This is a genomic window from Synechococcus sp. PCC 7336 (assembly GCF_000332275.1).
In the GTDB taxonomy this organism is placed as follows: Bacteria; Cyanobacteriota; Cyanobacteriia; order Thermostichales; family PCC-7336; genus PCC-7336.
Map to the genome: position 1 here is coordinate 1,000,349 of NZ_CM001776.1, position 16,983 is coordinate 1,017,331.

19 protein-coding genes and 2 tRNA genes are annotated in these 16,983 nt (G+C 55.5%); 13 read left to right on the forward strand and 8 right to left on the reverse strand.

Annotation, left to right across the window (positions count from 1 at the left end):
- Positions 1 to 161 precede the first annotated feature (161 nt).
- From SYN7336_RS04905 to SYN7336_RS04915, 3 genes are read right to left on the reverse strand one after another with little or no spacing between them, the layout of a single operon-like run.
- Complete coding sequence (locus SYN7336_RS04905; protein WP_017324812.1) at positions 162 to 3,059, reverse strand: GAF domain-containing protein; 2,898 nt, start codon at positions 3,057 to 3,059, stop codon at positions 162 to 164.
- A 60-nt stretch (positions 3,060 to 3,119) separates the two neighbouring features.
- Complete coding sequence (locus tag SYN7336_RS04910) at positions 3,120 to 3,308, reverse strand: hypothetical protein (protein ID WP_017324813.1); 189 nt, start codon at positions 3,306 to 3,308, stop codon at positions 3,120 to 3,122.
- Between the two features lie 35 nt (positions 3,309 to 3,343).
- The gene (locus tag SYN7336_RS04915) at positions 3,344 to 4,006 is read right to left on the reverse strand and encodes a PHP domain-containing protein (protein ID WP_071590743.1); all 663 of its coding nucleotides are present in this window, start codon (positions 4,004 to 4,006) and stop codon (positions 3,344 to 3,346) included.
- Positions 4,007 to 4,194: 188 nt separating this feature from the next.
- Between SYN7336_RS04915 and SYN7336_RS30510 the strand changes: the two genes are divergently transcribed.
- The 6 genes from SYN7336_RS30510 to SYN7336_RS30515 all read left to right on the forward strand — a co-directional run bounded on the left by SYN7336_RS30510 (position 4,195) and on the right by SYN7336_RS30515 (position 9,952).
- Complete coding sequence (locus SYN7336_RS30510; RefSeq protein ID WP_156820029.1) at positions 4,195 to 4,359, forward strand: hypothetical protein; 165 nt, start codon at positions 4,195 to 4,197, stop codon at positions 4,357 to 4,359.
- Positions 4,346 to 5,947 (forward strand): Hsp70 family protein, encoded by a 1,602-nt coding sequence (locus SYN7336_RS04925; RefSeq protein WP_017324816.1) that lies wholly within the window; start codon positions 4,346 to 4,348, stop codon positions 5,945 to 5,947. The genes SYN7336_RS30510 and SYN7336_RS04925 overlap by 14 nt, the downstream gene beginning before the upstream one ends.
- A gap of 797 nt (positions 5,948 to 6,744) precedes the next feature.
- Positions 6,745 to 7,722, forward strand: coding sequence for a thiamine-phosphate kinase (thiL, locus tag SYN7336_RS04935; RefSeq protein ID WP_369791878.1), 978 nt, complete (start codon positions 6,745 to 6,747; stop codon positions 7,720 to 7,722).
- A gap of 245 nt (positions 7,723 to 7,967) precedes the next feature.
- Positions 7,968 to 9,494 carry a ferredoxin:protochlorophyllide reductase (ATP-dependent) subunit B gene (bchB, locus tag SYN7336_RS04940; protein WP_017324819.1) on the forward strand — a complete coding sequence of 509 codons (1,527 nt, stop codon included), beginning with the start codon at positions 7,968 to 7,970 and terminating at the stop codon, positions 9,492 to 9,494.
- A gap of 101 nt (positions 9,495 to 9,595) precedes the next feature.
- Positions 9,596 to 9,684: transfer RNA gene (locus SYN7336_RS04945), tRNA-Ser, on the forward strand.
- Between the two features lie 112 nt (positions 9,685 to 9,796).
- Entirely contained in the window at positions 9,797 to 9,952 is a 156-nt protein-coding gene (locus tag SYN7336_RS30515) for a hypothetical protein (RefSeq protein WP_156820030.1), read from the forward strand.
- Positions 9,953 to 10,012: 60 nt separating this feature from the next.
- Here the strand turns inward: SYN7336_RS30515 and SYN7336_RS04950 are convergent, their stop codons facing one another.
- On the reverse strand, positions 10,013 to 10,240 hold the full coding sequence (locus SYN7336_RS04950; RefSeq protein WP_017324820.1) for a photosystem II protein, Psb35-related: 228 nt from the start codon (positions 10,238 to 10,240) through the stop codon (positions 10,013 to 10,015).
- A gap of 189 nt (positions 10,241 to 10,429) precedes the next feature.
- Here SYN7336_RS04950 and SYN7336_RS04955 point away from each other — a divergent pair.
- The 3 genes from SYN7336_RS04955 to SYN7336_RS31655 all read left to right on the forward strand — a co-directional run bounded on the left by SYN7336_RS04955 (position 10,430) and on the right by SYN7336_RS31655 (position 11,044).
- Positions 10,430 to 10,503, forward strand: a tRNA-Pro gene (locus SYN7336_RS04955).
- A 23-nt stretch (positions 10,504 to 10,526) separates the two neighbouring features.
- Positions 10,527 to 10,841 (forward strand): hypothetical protein, encoded by a 315-nt coding sequence (locus SYN7336_RS04960; RefSeq protein WP_017324821.1) that lies wholly within the window; start codon positions 10,527 to 10,529, stop codon positions 10,839 to 10,841.
- A gap of 26 nt (positions 10,842 to 10,867) precedes the next feature.
- The gene (locus SYN7336_RS31655; protein WP_173399670.1) at positions 10,868 to 11,044 is read left to right on the forward strand and encodes a hypothetical protein; all 177 of its coding nucleotides are present in this window, start codon (positions 10,868 to 10,870) and stop codon (positions 11,042 to 11,044) included.
- Here the strand turns inward: SYN7336_RS31655 and SYN7336_RS04965 are convergent.
- Entirely contained in the window at positions 10,995 to 11,501 is a 507-nt protein-coding gene (locus SYN7336_RS04965; RefSeq protein ID WP_017324822.1) for a hypothetical protein, read from the reverse strand. The genes SYN7336_RS31655 and SYN7336_RS04965 overlap by 50 nt on opposite strands.
- Positions 11,502 to 11,651: 150 nt before the next feature.
- On the opposite strand from SYN7336_RS04965, the gene SYN7336_RS04970 reads away from it, so the two are divergent.
- From SYN7336_RS04970 to SYN7336_RS04980, 3 genes are all read left to right on the forward strand, one after another.
- Positions 11,652 to 11,876, forward strand: coding sequence for a helix-turn-helix domain-containing protein (locus SYN7336_RS04970; RefSeq protein WP_017324823.1), 225 nt, complete (start codon positions 11,652 to 11,654; stop codon positions 11,874 to 11,876).
- Positions 11,877 to 11,934: 58 nt separating this feature from the next.
- Positions 11,935 to 12,207, forward strand: coding sequence for a hypothetical protein (locus SYN7336_RS04975; protein WP_017324824.1), 273 nt, complete (start codon positions 11,935 to 11,937; stop codon positions 12,205 to 12,207).
- A gap of 84 nt (positions 12,208 to 12,291) precedes the next feature.
- Entirely contained in the window at positions 12,292 to 12,588 is a 297-nt protein-coding gene (locus SYN7336_RS04980) for a hypothetical protein (protein WP_017324825.1), read from the forward strand.
- Between the two features lie 937 nt (positions 12,589 to 13,525).
- On the opposite strand, the gene SYN7336_RS04995 is transcribed toward SYN7336_RS04980, so the two are convergent.
- A complete protein-coding gene (locus SYN7336_RS04995) occupies positions 13,526 to 13,786 on the reverse strand; it encodes a hypothetical protein (RefSeq protein WP_156820031.1) in 261 nt (86 codons plus the stop codon).
- 155 nt (positions 13,787 to 13,941) lie between these two features.
- Positions 13,942 to 14,274 carry a hypothetical protein gene (locus SYN7336_RS30520; protein ID WP_156820032.1) on the reverse strand — a complete coding sequence of 111 codons (333 nt, stop codon included), beginning with the start codon at positions 14,272 to 14,274 and terminating at the stop codon, positions 13,942 to 13,944.
- A 673-nt stretch (positions 14,275 to 14,947) separates the two neighbouring features.
- Here SYN7336_RS30520 and SYN7336_RS05000 point away from each other — a divergent pair.
- A complete protein-coding gene (locus SYN7336_RS05000) occupies positions 14,948 to 15,193 on the forward strand; it encodes a hypothetical protein (RefSeq protein WP_017324829.1) in 246 nt (81 codons plus the stop codon).
- 43 nt (positions 15,194 to 15,236) lie between these two features.
- Here the strand turns inward: SYN7336_RS05000 and SYN7336_RS05005 are convergent, their stop codons facing one another.
- Entirely contained in the window at positions 15,237 to 16,901 is a 1,665-nt protein-coding gene (locus SYN7336_RS05005; protein ID WP_017324316.1) for an ISL3 family transposase, read from the reverse strand.
- Positions 16,902 to 16,983 lie beyond the last annotated feature (82 nt).

Here is a 16,983-nt window from a genome sequence, read left to right on the forward strand (position 1 = left end):
AAATTCTGGCTGGGTCTGTTCCCCGAGCCTCAAGTTACGGCTGATGCCACGCTTTACGATGGAGCTTGGGGATGGAGGACAAGCACTTGTCGAACTGACATGGAATAGGATCTACGCTCGCTCCCGATCTCCCCGAGGGAGAGCTAGCCGGGATATCTCGCTTACGGAGAGGAAATCGTCTTGAGGCCCGTATCGCCACTGTCTGCCACCGGCAAGCGAATTTGCGTGACGGTGCGCCCATCCCCCGAACAATACACTTCAAAGCTACCCCCCATCTGGGCGAGGATTGCTTGGCACAGATACAGCTCTCGACCCGGCGATTGCTGTAGTAAGGGATTTTCGTAGAGAGGAGACAACCAAGCCAGCGAGCTTCCTCCAGCCCGGGCAGCATCCAAAGAGTCGATCAGTTCCTGGGGAAGCGCTTTGCCAGAGTCCACTAAAGAGAGAGCAAACCAACTCTCCTCGGCCTGCACCCAAATATCCAACCGTCCGTCCGAGCGATTGCGGGTGGCAATAGAAGCGATCGCCTCCACCAACACCAGTTCCAAGCGGCCTGCATGGGCGTTGAGGGCGATCGAAGCATCGCCGTGGACGCGGGGCCACAATTTTTGTCGTTTGACGATGACATCGACGCGACGCAACACTCGGCGCATCAACGTAACACTGGAAATCTCTTCTGTCTTTTGTTTGGGACTCCAATATTCCTGTTTGAGCGGTTTGAGATCGGCGACCAGTTCTTGAAAGCCCCGCGCTAGATCGGCGATTTTTTTCCAGTTGGGATCGGTGCGCTGCTCGGGGGGGGGCAGATACTTCTGCAGGCGGTGCAGCATGCTAATGAGGTTGAGCTGCAAGAGATTGAGGTGGCGATGTTTGTACCAATTGAGCTGGGTGAGATCGCACAGCCGCTCCATCAGTAAGGTGTAGCTGATGGAGCGGAAGAGGGTATCGGCAAAGGTCGATCGCACCAATTCAAATGCGGCCCGTTCGGGTTCCTGCCAGCCTCGGGTTGCCCTTGCCCCGACAAACAGCAGCGCGCTGGGCAAGTAGGGGGTGGCAGACGTGTCGACAGCGATCGCCAATAGTTGGCCTAACTGGGGTGTCTGCAGCCATTCGAGCGTGGATTCAGGCAAGTCAGCGACACTCAGGGCGAGGGGATCGGGAGACTGCAAGCACCACTGCAGTAAGGCATCTCGTTCGACGGCAATGGGGCGATCGCGCGCGGCTAAGGTAAAGTCCTCCCCTCGGGAGACTGACGCTTGGATGCGGGCTTTCGGCGGCTGGGGATTCTGTTCCTGCTGGGAGAACTGCCACGTCAGCAGTCCGGCGAGGGGAACCTGCAGCAGGTGTGCCATCTGCTGCACGGTGACATTGTAGAGTTCTTCTGGAGTTGCGGCGGTGGCAATGGCTTGAAGAGCTGCGGGTAACTGTCGGAAGAGCTTATCTAAAGCCTCGCCTCGGTCTTTGAGCTGCCACTGCTGCAGGACCACTCCGATTTGCTTAGCGACGAGCTCTACGAGGCGGCGATCTGCCCGCTTCCAAGCTCGCGGCTGGGGATGTACCAGCACCAAAATTCCGTTGGGAATGCTGGTCTGCCCGCTAGAGGGCGAAAGGCTATCGGTACTGGTAGCAATGACGGAGCGTACCCCAGCGGTGGTCAGCTCCTCTTGCCAACTCAGCAAGCGCAGATCTTCTGGATAAGTTTCTGCTGCGATCGCCTCGTCCGATTTTCCTAAATCTTCAACATCGCGCTCCTCCAATCCTCCTAACTCTGACGGCAGCGAAAGATTGTTGGGATTGTGGAGCGGGCGCAGGCGATACCGACCGTTGCTTGCTGGGTCGAGCTGAAGCGCAAAACAGGCTTGTGCCTGCAGGCGATCGCACAACTGGCTTGCCGTCTGCTGCAGCGCGAGTTCCCAATTGGATTGGATATAAATTGACTGAGCCACCTGAGCGGTGAGGGCACTATCGCTGCGAATCCGCTCGATCGTCTTTTCCAACGTTTCTAACGGAGCCACCAGCGCAATCAACTGAGCGGTCCCCACCACCAGCGATTTCTCGGCTTCCTCCCAAGAGCGGGCAGCATCCGATTCCACCGATAAAAATCCCAACAGTTCCCCTTGGAACAAAATGGGGGCGAGCAGGAGGGAGCGACAGCGCAATTGCTTCAACACTTGAGCGCTGAGGGCCACTCGACCGGAGAGCCCCGATTCCCCCACCACCACCAGTTGCCCTTCTAGCAAAGCTGCATAAGTGGGTCCCAAATCTCGGGCGGAAAAAGAAGGTTGGGCAGAAGTTTGGACTTTACCTTTGCGGCGAGGGGCGTCGATCTTGGGCGACCAACGGACGATAAATTCGTTGCGATCGTCGCGATCGTACCAATACACCGACACCCGGTTGACTTCCACAAAGGCCTGCACCTGCGCGATCGCCGCCCGGACGCGCTCGTCCATGGAATCGAACGTCCGCATCGCCGTGCTCAGCGCCAACAAGGGAATATCCGCGTGTTTCTGCTGGCGGTGTCGCCATTTCTCCTCGATCGCCTGCAGCGATGAAGCAATTTGACCGGTGAGAATGCCTAGGAGTGCTTTTTCCGTGTCACTGGCAACGCCCCCCCACAGTTGGGAACCCATCATCAAGACGCCGAGGCAGCGCTTGTCGTAGCGAATGGGATAGAGCAGACAGCCGATAATACTGAGCTGCGCAGCCTGCTGCTGCCATACCCCCATGCGGGTTTCCTGACGCAGGTCCGGGACGACAACGGGCCGCTGCTCGATGACCACCTGCTCCAAAACTTGGCCGGGTTCGAGCGGAATTGCCCGATCGAGCAGAGGATAGTCGGGGAGGAGAGTTGCCCCCCCCTGTCCGAGCAATTGGTGTTGGGGGGGATCGTAAAAGGCAATCCATACCAGCGGAGCATCGAAGGTATCGACTAGATAGCCCACCGCCAGTTGTACTAGTTTGTCCGCCTCCTTGACATCGCGCATTTGCCGCAGCACCTCTTCTAGGGCTACGAGTGGCATATCTGCAGATACAGCAGCATCGGAGGGAACCTGAACCATAAGCTGTCATTTGCGGCGAAGGCGCTATGGGGGATGGCGAGGGGATTCGGCAAGGTAGGTTCAGGTTACCCAGCCGGAGGGCCGAAATTCGCTATTAACAACCGCAACAGTCCCGTTCGCAATGGTGCCGATGGGGGCGGGTTTAAATTCGCCGCGAAAATCTAAGAGTTGAACCAGTAGCAGATAGCCGATACTGACGATCAGGGCAAGCACGCCACTGAGGACAGCCACCCATTTGGGTCGATTCATGATTTACCTCCCATACAATTCGAGCGCGGCAAGCTTCAAACCCGCTTTAGTAGGCTGCGGCCGTGGGTATCGGTACCGCAGGTGGAGTAAAGGCCGAAGCGGGCAGCGAGCGCGAGGGACTGTTGGGTTTCTCGCGGCGAGGGCACCCACGGAACGGGGTTGGCATAACTGTAATAGGATTCCACACCGTCGATGCTACTTGCCACTGCCGCCAAAATTAAGTCTTGGCCGTTGCGGCGATAGCGAAAGGGATGGGCCAACACGGCAAAGCCGCCAGCCTTGTGGATAGCAGCGATCGCGGCGGCAGCATCGTAATCGGCAGCATCAGTAACGGTCGCTTTTTGCTGGTAAACTACCATCGCCGGATGGTCGGGCTCGAAGCCATAGGCAAGAATGTGGACTTCGCAGTCCAGTAACCCCGCGTTAATTTCCATCCCCGACCAGAGGGTAGGGCCATTGGAGGGCAGGAGGTGCAGAGCTTGGCGATAGCCCTCTACAGTATGGTGATCGGTGATGGCAAATCCTTGCAGCCCCAAATCGAGGGTTTGTTGCACGATCTGACTGGGGTCGAGCTGCCCGTCCGAGTAGGAGGTGTGCATGTGGAAGTTGTAATGCAGGGGGCAACTGTCGGGACCGACCTCCTGCCAAACGGTTTGGAGTTGTGCGATGGTAGCCCGCGAAGCAACTTGAACGATCATGGGCAATTTGCCCCTCGCAGAGGAACGACATGCATCTGAGCTTTGGGAGTATCGCAGCGGCAACATCTGTCTTTAGCACGAAAGTTCCCTTCAGCTTTATTGAAGAAATCTGCCAGAGGCAGTCCTCTCGATGTCGATACATTTATTAACAGTGATTCTACCCAATTTGGACCCTTCGTCGCCAGCGGGTGCCAGTGATTTCTAAGTCCCATTCGCCGATCGGCAGAATTTGGCTTCCCGGCAAATTTGACTTCCCGGCAGATTTGATGCTACAGCGAAAAGCGCGATCGCTCCCCACTCTGACGATCGCCTCTCACCCTAACGTTCAGACAGAGCACTATGCTGGCGATTGATTTCGGAACGAGCAATACTGTTGTCGCCCATTGGGATGGCGATCGCTCTCGCATCCTCAGCCTGCCCGGTCTCAGTCGCCAAGACCCCAACAATCCCCCGATCGTGCCCAGCCAACTCTATGTCGAGGACGCTAAAGCTGGACAAGTTGTTGTCGGGCAAGCGGCGAGCGATCGCGGTTTAGACGTCAAAAGCGATCCTCGCTACTTTCGCAATTTCAAACGGGGCATCGGCGTGGACGTGCGCGGCTTTATCCCCGAACTGGATGGCGTCGAAGTTACCCCCGAGCAAGTGGGCACCTGGTTTCTGCAAGCGATTGTCCGAGCTGTACAGGCCAAACTAGGCCCGGACGAGACTGACAGCTGGGTCTTCACAGTTCCCGTCGATAGCTTCGAAGCCTATCGCCAATGGCTCAGCCACACTGTTTCCAGCTTGGGGATCGAACAACTGCAGCTATTGGACGAACCCACCGCCGCCGCGCTCGAATACAGTCTGCTGGATAGCCGCAAACTCCTGATCGTCGATTTTGGCGGCGGCACTCTAGACCTAGCTCTAGTTCAACCCGCCAAATCGACGGGGGGACGGGCCTGGGGCACGATCGTCAAATGGGGCAGCTCGCTGCTCAAAACAGACCAAAAACAAGCCACCACCGCCAAAGTGCTGGCCAAGGCCGCCCAGACCTTGGGAGGGGCTGATATCGATCGCTGGCTGGCCGAGGCTTGGTGCCAAATGCATAACCTGCAAAACAATCGCCTCATTACCCGCTTGGCCGAACGAGTCAAAATGTCCCTTTCCACGGACACAGAAGCGACTGAGGTCTTTTTCGATGACGAGACCTTTCGTTCTGTGGAACTGAGTGCCCAGCGATCGCAGCTCGATAGCTTACTGCGCCACAACAAACTGTTCGAGCGCCTCGAAACCGCCCTCGATCGGGTGTTGCTACAAGCCCGACAGCGGGGCATCAGCCGCGCAGATATCTCTGCCGTTGTGGCCGTCGGCGGCACCTGCAAAATTCCAGCCATTCGCGCTTGGCTGGACGAACAATTTGGCTCGGAGAAGGTGTTTGACCGAGAGCCTCTAGAGGCGATCGCCAAAGGGGCCTTACAGCTCGGCAGGGGCATCGAGGTGCGCGATTTCCTCTACCACAGCTACGGCATTCGCTATTGGAACCATCAGACCAACAGCCACGACTGGCATCCCCTCATTCAAGCCGGACTCCCCTACCCCTTACCCGACCCCGTCGAACTGGTCCTCGGCGCATCTGTGAGAGACCAACCTAGCGTGGAACTCGTGATTGGAGAATTAGGCGAATCGAATGAAACTGTGGAGGTGTATTTTGCGGACGGACAATTACTCGCCCGACAGCGATCGAACGATCGCCTTCAAACTCATGAGAAAACCATTCAAGCTTTAAACGACGAGCCCGAAAAGCGCACGATCGCTCAACTGAACCCCTTGGGGCAACCGGGGAGCGATCGTCTCCTGCTCCAATTTCAAGTGGACGAACAGCGTCGCCTCTGCGTCACGGTTGAAGATCTGCTGACCGCACAGATTCTCCAGAAAAATCAACCTATTATTGAATTGCGGTAACCGTCTCGCGACCCCTGCTGGCCGAGCGGCTCCGGTCGGGGGACGTTGACGCATCGCGGCTTCACGAGAGCAACAGTTGCACTGCAAGGCTAGAAATACTTCAGGGTAACCTGAGTTCGATAGCTCTGCATTGCCCTCACCCCCAGCCCCTCTCCCAAACTTGGGAGAGGGGAGAAATAGCCTCAAACCCTCAATCTACCGTTCGGTTCCCCTTCCCCCAGAATTACGGCTGACGCCACGCTTCGCGAGGGGGGAAGGGGCTAGGGAATGGGGACCAGACGCCTATCGAACTGACGTAGGGTAAGCTAGCGATCGGTTTTCCCCAGACTCAGCGAGGCATGCGATCGCCTCCGCGAGCTGAAATCGAGGTTGAAGGATAAACTAGGCTCGAAGCCCCTTTTGGCCCCATGAAAGATCCCAGCCAAGCACTACGAAAGGATATCAAATTGTGCTTGAGTACCTGGATAGTTCTCGAGATTTTATGCTTTGGAGTGATGCCCCTCATACGGATTTACACATTCGAAACAATTGGATTTTGGTTTATTCCAAGCATTATTTTTGGCTTGCTCGGCGCGGTTATCATTGCAATCTCGACAGGAGCAGTGGTGGAGGCTCAAAACTTGAGCAGCCCTACCAAACGACTGATACGATTCTGGGGGGCTCGAATTCTGAGCATTGTCGGGTTTGTGGGGATTTCGTTTCCCCTCACGGTGGCTCTCATTGCGTTTGGACGAACATTACACGAGTTGAGCACCTCGTCGGGAACTTAGCCCTTTTCTGTAATGCAACCTATGGCGATCGCAGCTAAAACGGTCGGCGAATTAGGCGAACGGGGCTTGCTCGATATCGTCCAGTCCTATTGTCTGCCCAATACCGTCGGCGACGATGCCGCCATTCAATCCGCCCCCCGAGGCAAACTCGTCGTCACAACAGACGTTCTCGTCGAATCCGTCCATTTCAGCGATCGCACCACCCCTCCCCATGCCGTTGGTTGGCGCGCCGCCGCCGCCAACTTGTCCGATCTCGCGGCAATGGGGGCCTCTCCCCTCAGCCTCGTCATCGCTGTGGGCTTGCCCCCCGAAACCCCAGCCGCATGGGTGACGCAGGTCTACGAAGGCATTACCGCTTGTTGCAAACCCTGGAACGCGGGTCTCGTGGGTGGCGATTTAAGCCGAGCGCAGCAACGTTTCTTCTCTATTACCGCCATCGGTGAGGTCCAGCCCAACCGCATTGTCCGCAGAGCGGCAGCCCGTCCCGGCGATCTCCTCGTCGCCACAGGCCCCCACGGCAGTTCTCGGGCGGGGCTGGAGCTTTTGCTGAATCCCGACTGCGCCCCCAATCTTGCCGAGGCGGAACGAGAGCAGGCGATCGCCGCCCATCAATATCCCCAACCGCGCTTGGACTTGCTGCCACTCTTTCCCCCGCTTTGGGCAAAAGGCGATCGCGTGGCCGGAATGGATACGAGCGATGGCTTGGCCGATGCGATCGTGCAGGTGTGTCAGCTCAGTGGTGTAGGAGCCGCGATCGATCCCGAGGCGCTGCCGATCGCTCCTTGGTTGCAAGCCGGATTTGGCGAGCGCGGGTTGGACTTTGCCCTCTATGGTGGCGAAGACTTCGAACTGCTGTTGGCAATGCCGCCAGTGGCGGCGAAATGGTTTCTGGAACAGGCGAGAACGGCGGCGATTGTCGGGGAGGTGAGGGGCGATCGCGGCATTATCTTGACAGGTTATGGCCCCCTCGATCGCGCAGCGACATTCCAACATTTTCAGGCTTGACAGAATCCCCGCCATCAATGCGATCGATCTAGAGGAAACCTTAAGAGAAAGCAACCCTATTAAGATCTCTCAACACAACTCGGCACAAGCATTACAAAGCCTTACGCTCCGTTGACCTGTCACCGCAATAACAGGCCAATCGGACTAGAATTACTCGGTGCGATCTCTCTTTTATAAGTATTTTGAGAGCAAAAATACTTAATTTCCCGACTAAGAAGTTCAGAAAAATCTGAAGGAACCCTTGTATGAAACTCGCCTATTGGATGTATGCTGGCCCCGCTCATATCGGCACGCTGCGAGTGGCTAGCTCGTTTAAAAACGTCCACAGCATCATGCACGCGCCCTTGGGAGATGACTACTTCAACGTCATGAGCTCCATGTTGGAGCGCAACCGGGACTTCACCCCCGTTACTGCCAGCGTGGTCGATCGCCACGTCCTAGCACGCGGTTCGGGCGATAAAGTCATCAATAACATCACCCGCAAAGACAGCGAAGAAGCCCCCGACCTGATCGTCCTCACCCCCACCTGCACCTCCAGCATCCTGCAAGAAGACCTAAATAACTTTGTCGCCCGCGCCCAGTTGAACTGCAACGGCGATGTCCTGCTGGCCGACGTCAACCACTATCGCGTCAACGAATTACAAGCCGCCGACCGAACCCTGGCCCAAATCGTCCAGTTCTATATCGCCAAAGCCAAGAAGAACGACGAGTTACCCACTGGCAAAACCGCAACCCCCTCCTGCAACATCCTCGGTATCTCCAAACTGGCCTTCCACAACAATCACGATCTGACCGAACTGAAGAAACTCCTCGGCGATCTGGGGGTCAGCGTCAACCTAGTCATCCCCGACGCCGCGTCAGTCCACCATCTCAAAAACCTGGGCCAAGCCTGGTTTAACGTCGTCCCCTATCGCGAACTCGGCCCCCAAGCCGCCACCTATCTCCAGTCAGAATTTGGCACCCCCTTCATCGACATCACCCCCCTCGGCGTTGTCGAAACGGCCCGATTTATCCGCCAAGTTCAGGCCATCCTCAACGACGGTGGTGTGGACGTCAATTACGAAGACTTTATTGACGAACAAACCCTGCACGTTTCCCAAGCCGCCTGGTTCTCCCGCTCGATTGACTGCCAGAACCTGACCGGCAAGAAAGTCGTGGTCTTCGGCGACTCCACCCACGCCGCCGCCATCACGAAAGTGCTCGCCCGCGAGATGGGTATTCACGTCGTCTTGGCGGGCAGCTACTGCGCCTACGACAAAGACTGGTTCCGGGCAGAGGTGGGGGAATATTGCGATGAAATTTTGATGACAGAAGACCATGCCAAGGTGGGAGATGCGATCGCCCGCATCGAACCCGCAGCCATCTTCGGCACCCAAATGGAGCGCCACGTCGGCAAACGCCTCAACATTCCCTGTGGCGTTATCTCCGCCCCCATCCACGTACAAAACTTCCCGGTGGGATATCGCCCGTTCTTAGGCTATGAGGGGGCCAATCAAATTGTGGATCTAATCTACAACTCCTTCACGTTGGGGATGGAAGACCATCTATTAGAAATCTTTGGCGGCCACGACACCAAAGATGCGATCACCAAATCCATCACCACCGATTCGGGCATAGACTGGGATGCCGCAGCTATGAAGGAACTCAAGCGGGTGCCTGGGTTCGTGCGGGGCAAGGTGAAGCGCAACACCGAAAAATTTGCCCGCAATAGCGGTTTTGACGCCATCACGCTAGAGGTCATGTACGCGGCCAAAGAGGCTGCCGGAGCCTAACGTCCAACGATCGTCGGAACTCATTCAGGATGCGCGAATAGCTTGCTGCAACTGGCCCAATATCTTATGATTGGACACGCGATGCCACGAGCGCATCCCTTGGAGAGGTGGCTGAGCGGTTGAAAGCGGCTCCCTGCTAAGGAGTTATGGGGTGTAAGCTTCATCGAGGGTTCGAATCCCTCCCTCTCCGTTCTGAACTATTCATCCTGCTCTCGAAAGAGCGATCGCCATAAAAAAATGCCCCAACTGTTTTCAGTTGGGGCATCGCTGCATTTGACGAAACCTGAGTTCGATGACTCTGCATGGCCCTCACCCCCGGCCCCTCTCCCAAGTTTGGGAGAGGGGAGAAACAGCCTGAAACCCTCAATCTACCGTTCGGTTCCCCTTCCCCCAGAATTACGGCTGACGCCACGCTTCGCGAGGGGGGGGAAGGGGCTAGGGGATGGGGGCCGAACTGACGTTGACGAATGTGAAGGCTGTTGTTGTACTTCCGAGCCAGTGGAGAGAGGTTATCTGGTCTAGTCAACCAAGATTTCGTTCAGAGCCGCTTGGACGTAGGGGGTAGAGGCGCGATCTTCGTAGTTGACCCGAACGCCGGTCAAGGATTCGGCCAAGCGGTGGAACTCTTCAGATTTCCAGTTGCGCCAGTGGATGGGTTTGGTTTGCTCGCCACGGAAGTAAGCTTGCGTACCGAGGGTGATTGCCGCGACAAAACCGGCGAGAAACAGCAATGCAATAACTACCATGTGGGCTCCTTGAGGAGAATCTCTTTCTTTGTAAATAAATGTAACATACTCTTGTTAAGATTTGCAAATGCTGTTTATGCCGATCTGCTGGCTTGCCTTTAAACTCCTCTGAGTGGCGATCGCTTTCTCGCTGACGGGGGGCGGTGTAGGATTGAATGGCGGTGGCGAGGGTTTGCTAGACTCAGCAGCCGGGATGTAGCGCAGCTTGGTAGCGCACCTCGTTCGGGACGAGGGGGTCGCAGGTTCGAATCCTGTCATCCCGATACCTACGATATAAAGCTTTCAGTTGAAGCAATGGGCAAGCGAAGCGGCGATCGCCAAAGAGTCAGAGTTGCAACCGTTGTTGGATGAGTTGGAAGGGGCTTTCCCTATCCGGGCCAAAATTGCCCGTTCGGTGCTCCACTGCCACGCTCACCCTGCGAGCGCTCAACTCGAAGGGGCTGCAGCCCCTACAGGCAATCTGGGAGGCATGGGGACAATGACCATTCGTGAGATTGTCGAGTCGTTATGCGATCGCCGTTGGACCTTTGAGCGATCGCTTTTACTGGATACCTACCTTCTCCCCCGCACCCGAGAGCAGGCGATCGCCCCCATCAGCTAAGCTCTAAGCAACTGAGTACGCCCGACATGACTCCCGAAATCCGTGAAGAATTAGACGAGATGCGCGAGATGGCGAGGATGGCCCTGCAGGTTGGCTTACAGAACGCTGAAGCGATCGCCAGTTTGACAGTGGTAGTCGAAGAAATTAAGACAATCACTGAGAGCAATGCTCGTGCGATTCAGGCATTGAGCGATCGCAACTGACGGAGTAGCGATCGCCACCAGCATAATATCTGAAGCCCCAGCCTCTCCAAGCTGTCCTAAAAGCTGGGGGCAGCCATGACAGCACTGGACCAGATTGCCCCCCACCGCAGCCCATCGCGCCCCACCGCCACAACCGACGGGCGTACAGGGGCACCTCCACACCAAACAGCAGCACTACCCCCACAATGGCGATCGCTAAATAGCAGGCCGCGAGACCGAAAGTATCGTTGACGCTCTTGGGGGCGTTCACTATTACTGGCCAATCGCAAACAGTGGGCTTGGCATGAATCGGCACTTTTCCCCGACCCTCCAACAACTCGTCAACATGGGCATCGTTCTCTTGCACCAGGCGATCGTATTCGGCCTGCAGCTCTGCGGTGGAAGCATTGAGCTTAATAGTCGTGCGTCCCTCATTGCGGGCATCTCTAAGGTGTTGCTGGAGTTCGCGATAAGTCATGGTCCAATCCTTTGTTTTGGTGGAGGCTCTGTAGTGCTCTGCCCCTCGACTGAAAACATGTTAGCGCTAGATTTCTAGCGCCGCTAAATAATTAGCGCGAAAATATAAATATTGAGAACTTGACGCTAGGATTGTTGTATGAAGTGATTCATGGGAGAAATTTACGTATCTAAAGTCGCTGAGTTGCGGGAAGCCCGTGGGCTAACCCAACGCCAGCTAGCTGACCTAGTGGGAGTTGACCCATCGACGATCCGTAATTGGGAGCGCGATCGTGGTGGGGTTCAGTCTTTCGTGAAGCTGGCGAAGTTATGTGAGGCGCTTGATTGTGTGCCCCCCGATCTTTTTGAAGAAGTGGAGGTGGGTGAGGATGATTAACCCAGAGTGGGAGGCTTGTGTGCGAGCTTACGATATGAGAAGGATGGGGAATTGAAACATGGCCAACAGCATTGAAGACCGGGTAACGACATTAGAGCGAAAAGTCTCCGAGATGGAGGGCCGCCAACAGACGCAACTTGACGCGACCGGCATCTTGACCAGTATCCTGACCGAACTGAGGGCAGCCAACGAGCAGCGCGATCGCCTACAGGTGCAACTGCAATCGGAGATGGGGGAACTGCGCACCGAGATGCGAGCGGGATTCGACCGCGTTGAAGCTGTGCTGGGTCGAATGGATGAACGGGTGGCGCGACTGGAGCAGGGCGATTGAAACATTTGAGTTCAGTCCACCATTAGTCAAGATTCACGTCAAACACTCGATCGATGGCGTGAAAAGAGCGGGCTCGATCCGCAATTGACACAGCAGGATGAATGGCGATCGCTAAACCCCTACAAACGATTTACCAAATGGTTGTGCCGCACCCGTTGCATCGATACCTACCTTGCCGATGTTGGAACGGTGGAGGGGGCGGTGACTAACATTTTCGACTCACCGACAGAGCGGGACTTTGCCCAACTATGGGAGGCGCATTACCCCGAGATTGACTTGCACTTGCACGTCCGGTTCCATCCCACCAGGCGCTGGAGCTTCGACTTTGCTTATGTGCGATCGAGGACGCAGTGCGCAGAATGTGGGAACAAGGGTCTTTAGGGTAAGCTAAGAATACTTAGCCTTGTCACCCCCATGCATCAGAAAGAAGGCCACGGTAAACCCAAAATCTATGTCTCCCCTAGAGGCGCTGTCTACGTTCGAGTCAGGGACTTGTTGGGAAGCCAAGCCGCGAGGGAGCAGATTCGACTGACCGAAAAGTTTATCAAAGCAGCCAAAAAGGCATAGTCAGCCATGCCTTACAATCTTCTTCTCCTCCCGCTTTTGGGGGGATTTGTCTTTTTAGCGTACTTCGAGAAAACCTGATATCGCTTTGCCCGTTACTCGGGATATCGTTTGCTTCTCAACGCAGCATCGATTGGTGTCCTACTGCTTGCCTGCGCAATTGCTGTCAACACCATCCTCGATCTGGCTCTAGGTCGGAGCTGGTTATTTTTGCTTGCGACCTATGCCCCCGTCCTCCGGGCAGTGAGGTTTTTAGATGTGGGGATTCTTTCCCTGCTTCTGGGTGGGTTAGGATGGCTCCCCCTCAATCTGTTCTTTGAGAAAGAAGTAGAAGCCAAGCTTGCGGCTTTGGCGGGAGGAGATCGTCTAGAGCTTCTGCTATACGATGCTGTCATTGAGTCGAAGCAGGTATCCGTAACCCTAATTGGACTTTGGACAATAAAGAGTCCGCAGGCCGACCTAGCGTTTGCTCTTCAGCAAATGCCCAAAGAGACAGAACCGAAACTATTTAGGCGGCTTTCTTGATTTTTTTGCGTCTAGCCCGACTCCGTTTGATGGTCGGTCGTCGAGGACGAGGGACGAAAGTTGTGCCTGGACGTCCAGAGGATTTACCTCGGAGTTTGACATCAGCCGCAGGGGTGCCAATCTGCTGAATTATGCGAGTGAAGTCCCGCTGGAACGCCGATGGGGTGATTTGTCCTTGCTTGAAGGCCGGTCAGTATTGCTGCCACATCCTTGGCAGCAAGTGGGCGAGTCAATGGGCCACCCACAATTGGACATAGGCTAGCCAGGAGAATTGAACCCAGTTTTCCTCCTGTTGGACGTCCGGTGTTTGGAGTTGGTTCATCAACAGATGTTGCTTGCTAAAGCGAATGCCATGTTCGAGCTTGAAGCGCTCCCCATAGGATAGATAGGAATCTTGGGGGGAAAGTTGTCGGCGAGCTGGACCAAAAACAATCAACCATTGGGGTTTGAAGAGGCGCTTTCCGGTGGGATCGCTCAGCTGAACTTGCAATCCAGTCAAAGGGATGACGATGCATCGGCTGCGCCCTCGACCCTCTCATCAGTAGGTTATGCCAGAGTTTCAAAGTCACGGTTCGAATCTTGCCTTTAGCGGTGGTGATGCTGAATCTCTCTTGCCGCTCTGGGGGATGCCAGGTGGTTTCGTCTTTAAGGGCAAACCGCGCTCGCTGGCACAATCCAAGTCAGAGCACCGGCTCGCTTTGATGCGGGGATAGCTGCGAGCAGCGAATAATTGTGCCTCAAGGTAATTGGTTTCTGTCCGGATACCGTCGTCGTCTGATAGACTGACTCGCGCTCTTTCATCGTGACGGCATGACAACGACTCACTGGTGTCACATCTAGACCGAATAAACAATAGTTACGGTGTTCGGGGGCAGGCACGACTCCAGCAATTGCCTCAATCCAGGCACTGGGGAGACTATCTTGAGGTCTCTCCGTATCCTTATCCACCTCCACTGACGCTGGAGGTGCGTCTCCCACCTGTCCCAATGCACCGATGGCTGCATACAGCGCACTCCCGCCGAAATAATGGGTTGAGACTTAATTCAACCACCGAGTTGGCACCCTGATTCCCACACAGGGCATCTAACAAATCCATCAGGCTATCTTTCCGGTGCCTCAGGCTCTCGTACACCTGCTTGCGCAATTGCTGGAGCTGATTGATACGATCTTGGATATTCATAGGCAATAGGTTGAGCTCTGTCCGATCTGCTCTTTATCGCCTATTGCCTTTTCTGGTAGCTACCGCTCTTTATAGAGTTGTCCAAAGTCCAACGTATGAAGAGAAGTATGCGATCGCAAAAGAGGTTTTCATGGAGCGGTTCGAGGATTCAGTCCGCAATCCCACGATTCCGACGGACCGGCACCCATACACAACCCTCTATTGGGATGGCTCGGACTATAGGTTCAGGCCAATAGAACGAAAGCCTTGGTAAGAGTATGGTGTTTCCCTCAAGGCCTGAGGCCCCTAAAACATAGCGGATTGCTCATACTGAGCCCTCCCAAGCCGATCGCCCTCCAACCCGTCCCCAATGCCAGCCTGAAGAGATGGCCATTAGTCCTGCTGCGAGGGGCTTTAAGAAATGCGATCGCAACCAACGACATTAGTTGTCCGGTATAGAATTCAGTGCAATCAAAGGGTAGAGAGGGTGCGATGAAAATTTCGGACATCAGCGTAGAAGGATTCCGCGAGCAAGAGACCCGGCTACACGTCCCCCCTTACTTTCGGCGAGGGCATTTAAGGGGGGGCGAGCGAGCAAGCATTGAGTCGGCGATCAACAATCTGAGGGCGATCTCAGAAAAGACGGATCGCCCCGACTGGACGAATCTGCGTGTGCTCGACTACGGCTGCGGCGTGAAGTTCACTCAAGCACTCGTGGGTCTTGTCCGCTTTTGGTGATCGTTAAATCTGTCCTAAATGAGGCGCTTATTTCGTATAAGAATCAACTGATTAGGATGAGGCGCTTGGCCAATAGCTCGAGCCCAGCCCTTCCAAACATCTGCCGTTTCAGCATTTTTAGTCGGTTGTTTTGACCCTCCACTGGCCCATTGCTCACCTCGAGTGTGAGAGCTGCTTTCACCGCATCGTAATCTTCTTGAAGACCCTTGGCAAAACTCCGTAATGCCTTGATTGAGCTGCTCACAGCTGTCTCCAGCCAATCGTCGAATTCCCCAGGCAGTCGCTCGCGCACCAGTTTGATGAACCCCTGAGCCAGAGCGATCGCCCCCGATAACTTTGGCTGCTGGCCCAGTTTTTCCAGCAGGGTTTTCTCCTCAGGCGTAAGGTTTTCAGGCCGTGTCAACAGCAGCCAAGCCGCCCGCTTGGCACTCAAAGGCTCTGACACTGGTGTGGCGGGTGATGGCGCTGGTCCCCGACCCGGTAAGTCATTGAGGGATTCTCGGCTGGGCTTGATGGAGGGCAGAGAGCAACGCAACTGCCGAGTGTAACGGGCGACGGTCATATAGCTGCCCGGGTACCCTTGCTGTTGGATCTCGCCAAACAACTGTTTAGTTTGTTGGCGCCCTTGCTGCCATTGCTCTGACAGGTAAGCCTTGTATGGATCCAAACAACTGGGGTTTCTCCGCCGCCCCACAGGATATTGCCATTCCGGAAACGTTGACGCGGCCAGGTAGGTATACACCGTTCGCTCGCCAATGCCGAGGTGATGGGCAATGTCTTTAATGGCATAGCCTTGCTTGCGTAGAGCATGGGTTTGTTCCCACTTCTCCAGTCGTATGGCCCGATTGACTTCCCTTTGGGTTCGATATCTATCCGGAGCAGCTTCGGGGGTCGGTGCTTCGGTTGGCTGTTGGGCTTGAATCTGTTGCTGCTCAACCTGTTCGAGCGACTGGGTTTGTCCCTTAAAGACTTTCTCTAAAGCCTCTTCGAGATTCTGCAACAGATGAAAGCGATCGGCTACCTGGATGGCATCGGGTGCTCCATCGCTCATGCCTCGCCTGTAGGCTTTGGAGCGATCTCTCGAGAGAATCTTCACGCCAGGATGCTCTTTCAACCAGGCTGCTAAGGTCCCAGCCGCCCGGTCGGGGAGTAGTGCGATCGGTTGGTTGGTCTCCAAGTCGACCAAGATCGTTCCGTAATGATGACCCGTGCGAAACGCGAAATCATCCACCCCCAATATCTTTGGCGTGGCCATGACTGGTAGGGGCAATTTGGAGATGGCTCGCAAGATGGTGTTGCGGCTGTATCCGTATCCGAGCTGATGGCTCAAGCGGGCTGCTGCCGAACCACCGAGGGCTAAGCCCATCGCTTCCAGTTGAGCCGTGTAGCGAGTCGTGCGTCTGGCCCAAGGCGCGACAACCTCGGGCAGACGCTCCGTAAAGATACGCCGAGGGCAACGCTCGTTGAGGCAGAAGAACTTACAGACTTGGAGCAATATCGTCAGCGTGAATTGAACTAATGGCAGATCCCTCAACGTTCTCTCATAGTGGCTATGGATGCGATCGGTGGAGCGATGACACAGCGGGCAACAGGCCACCGTTTGAGTCGAGCAGAGGTTAACAACGAGCTGTTGGTTGGCCGGATCGATACTCCAACTGTTCAAGCTCACATCCGTTTGGCTGGGCAGGAGATGCTGTAAAAGTTCCACGGGCTTGGCAGAGTGAGGGTTTGCACCTGGTATTCTCCTATACCTTCTCTGCATCACCAAAAGCGGACAAGACCCGCACTCG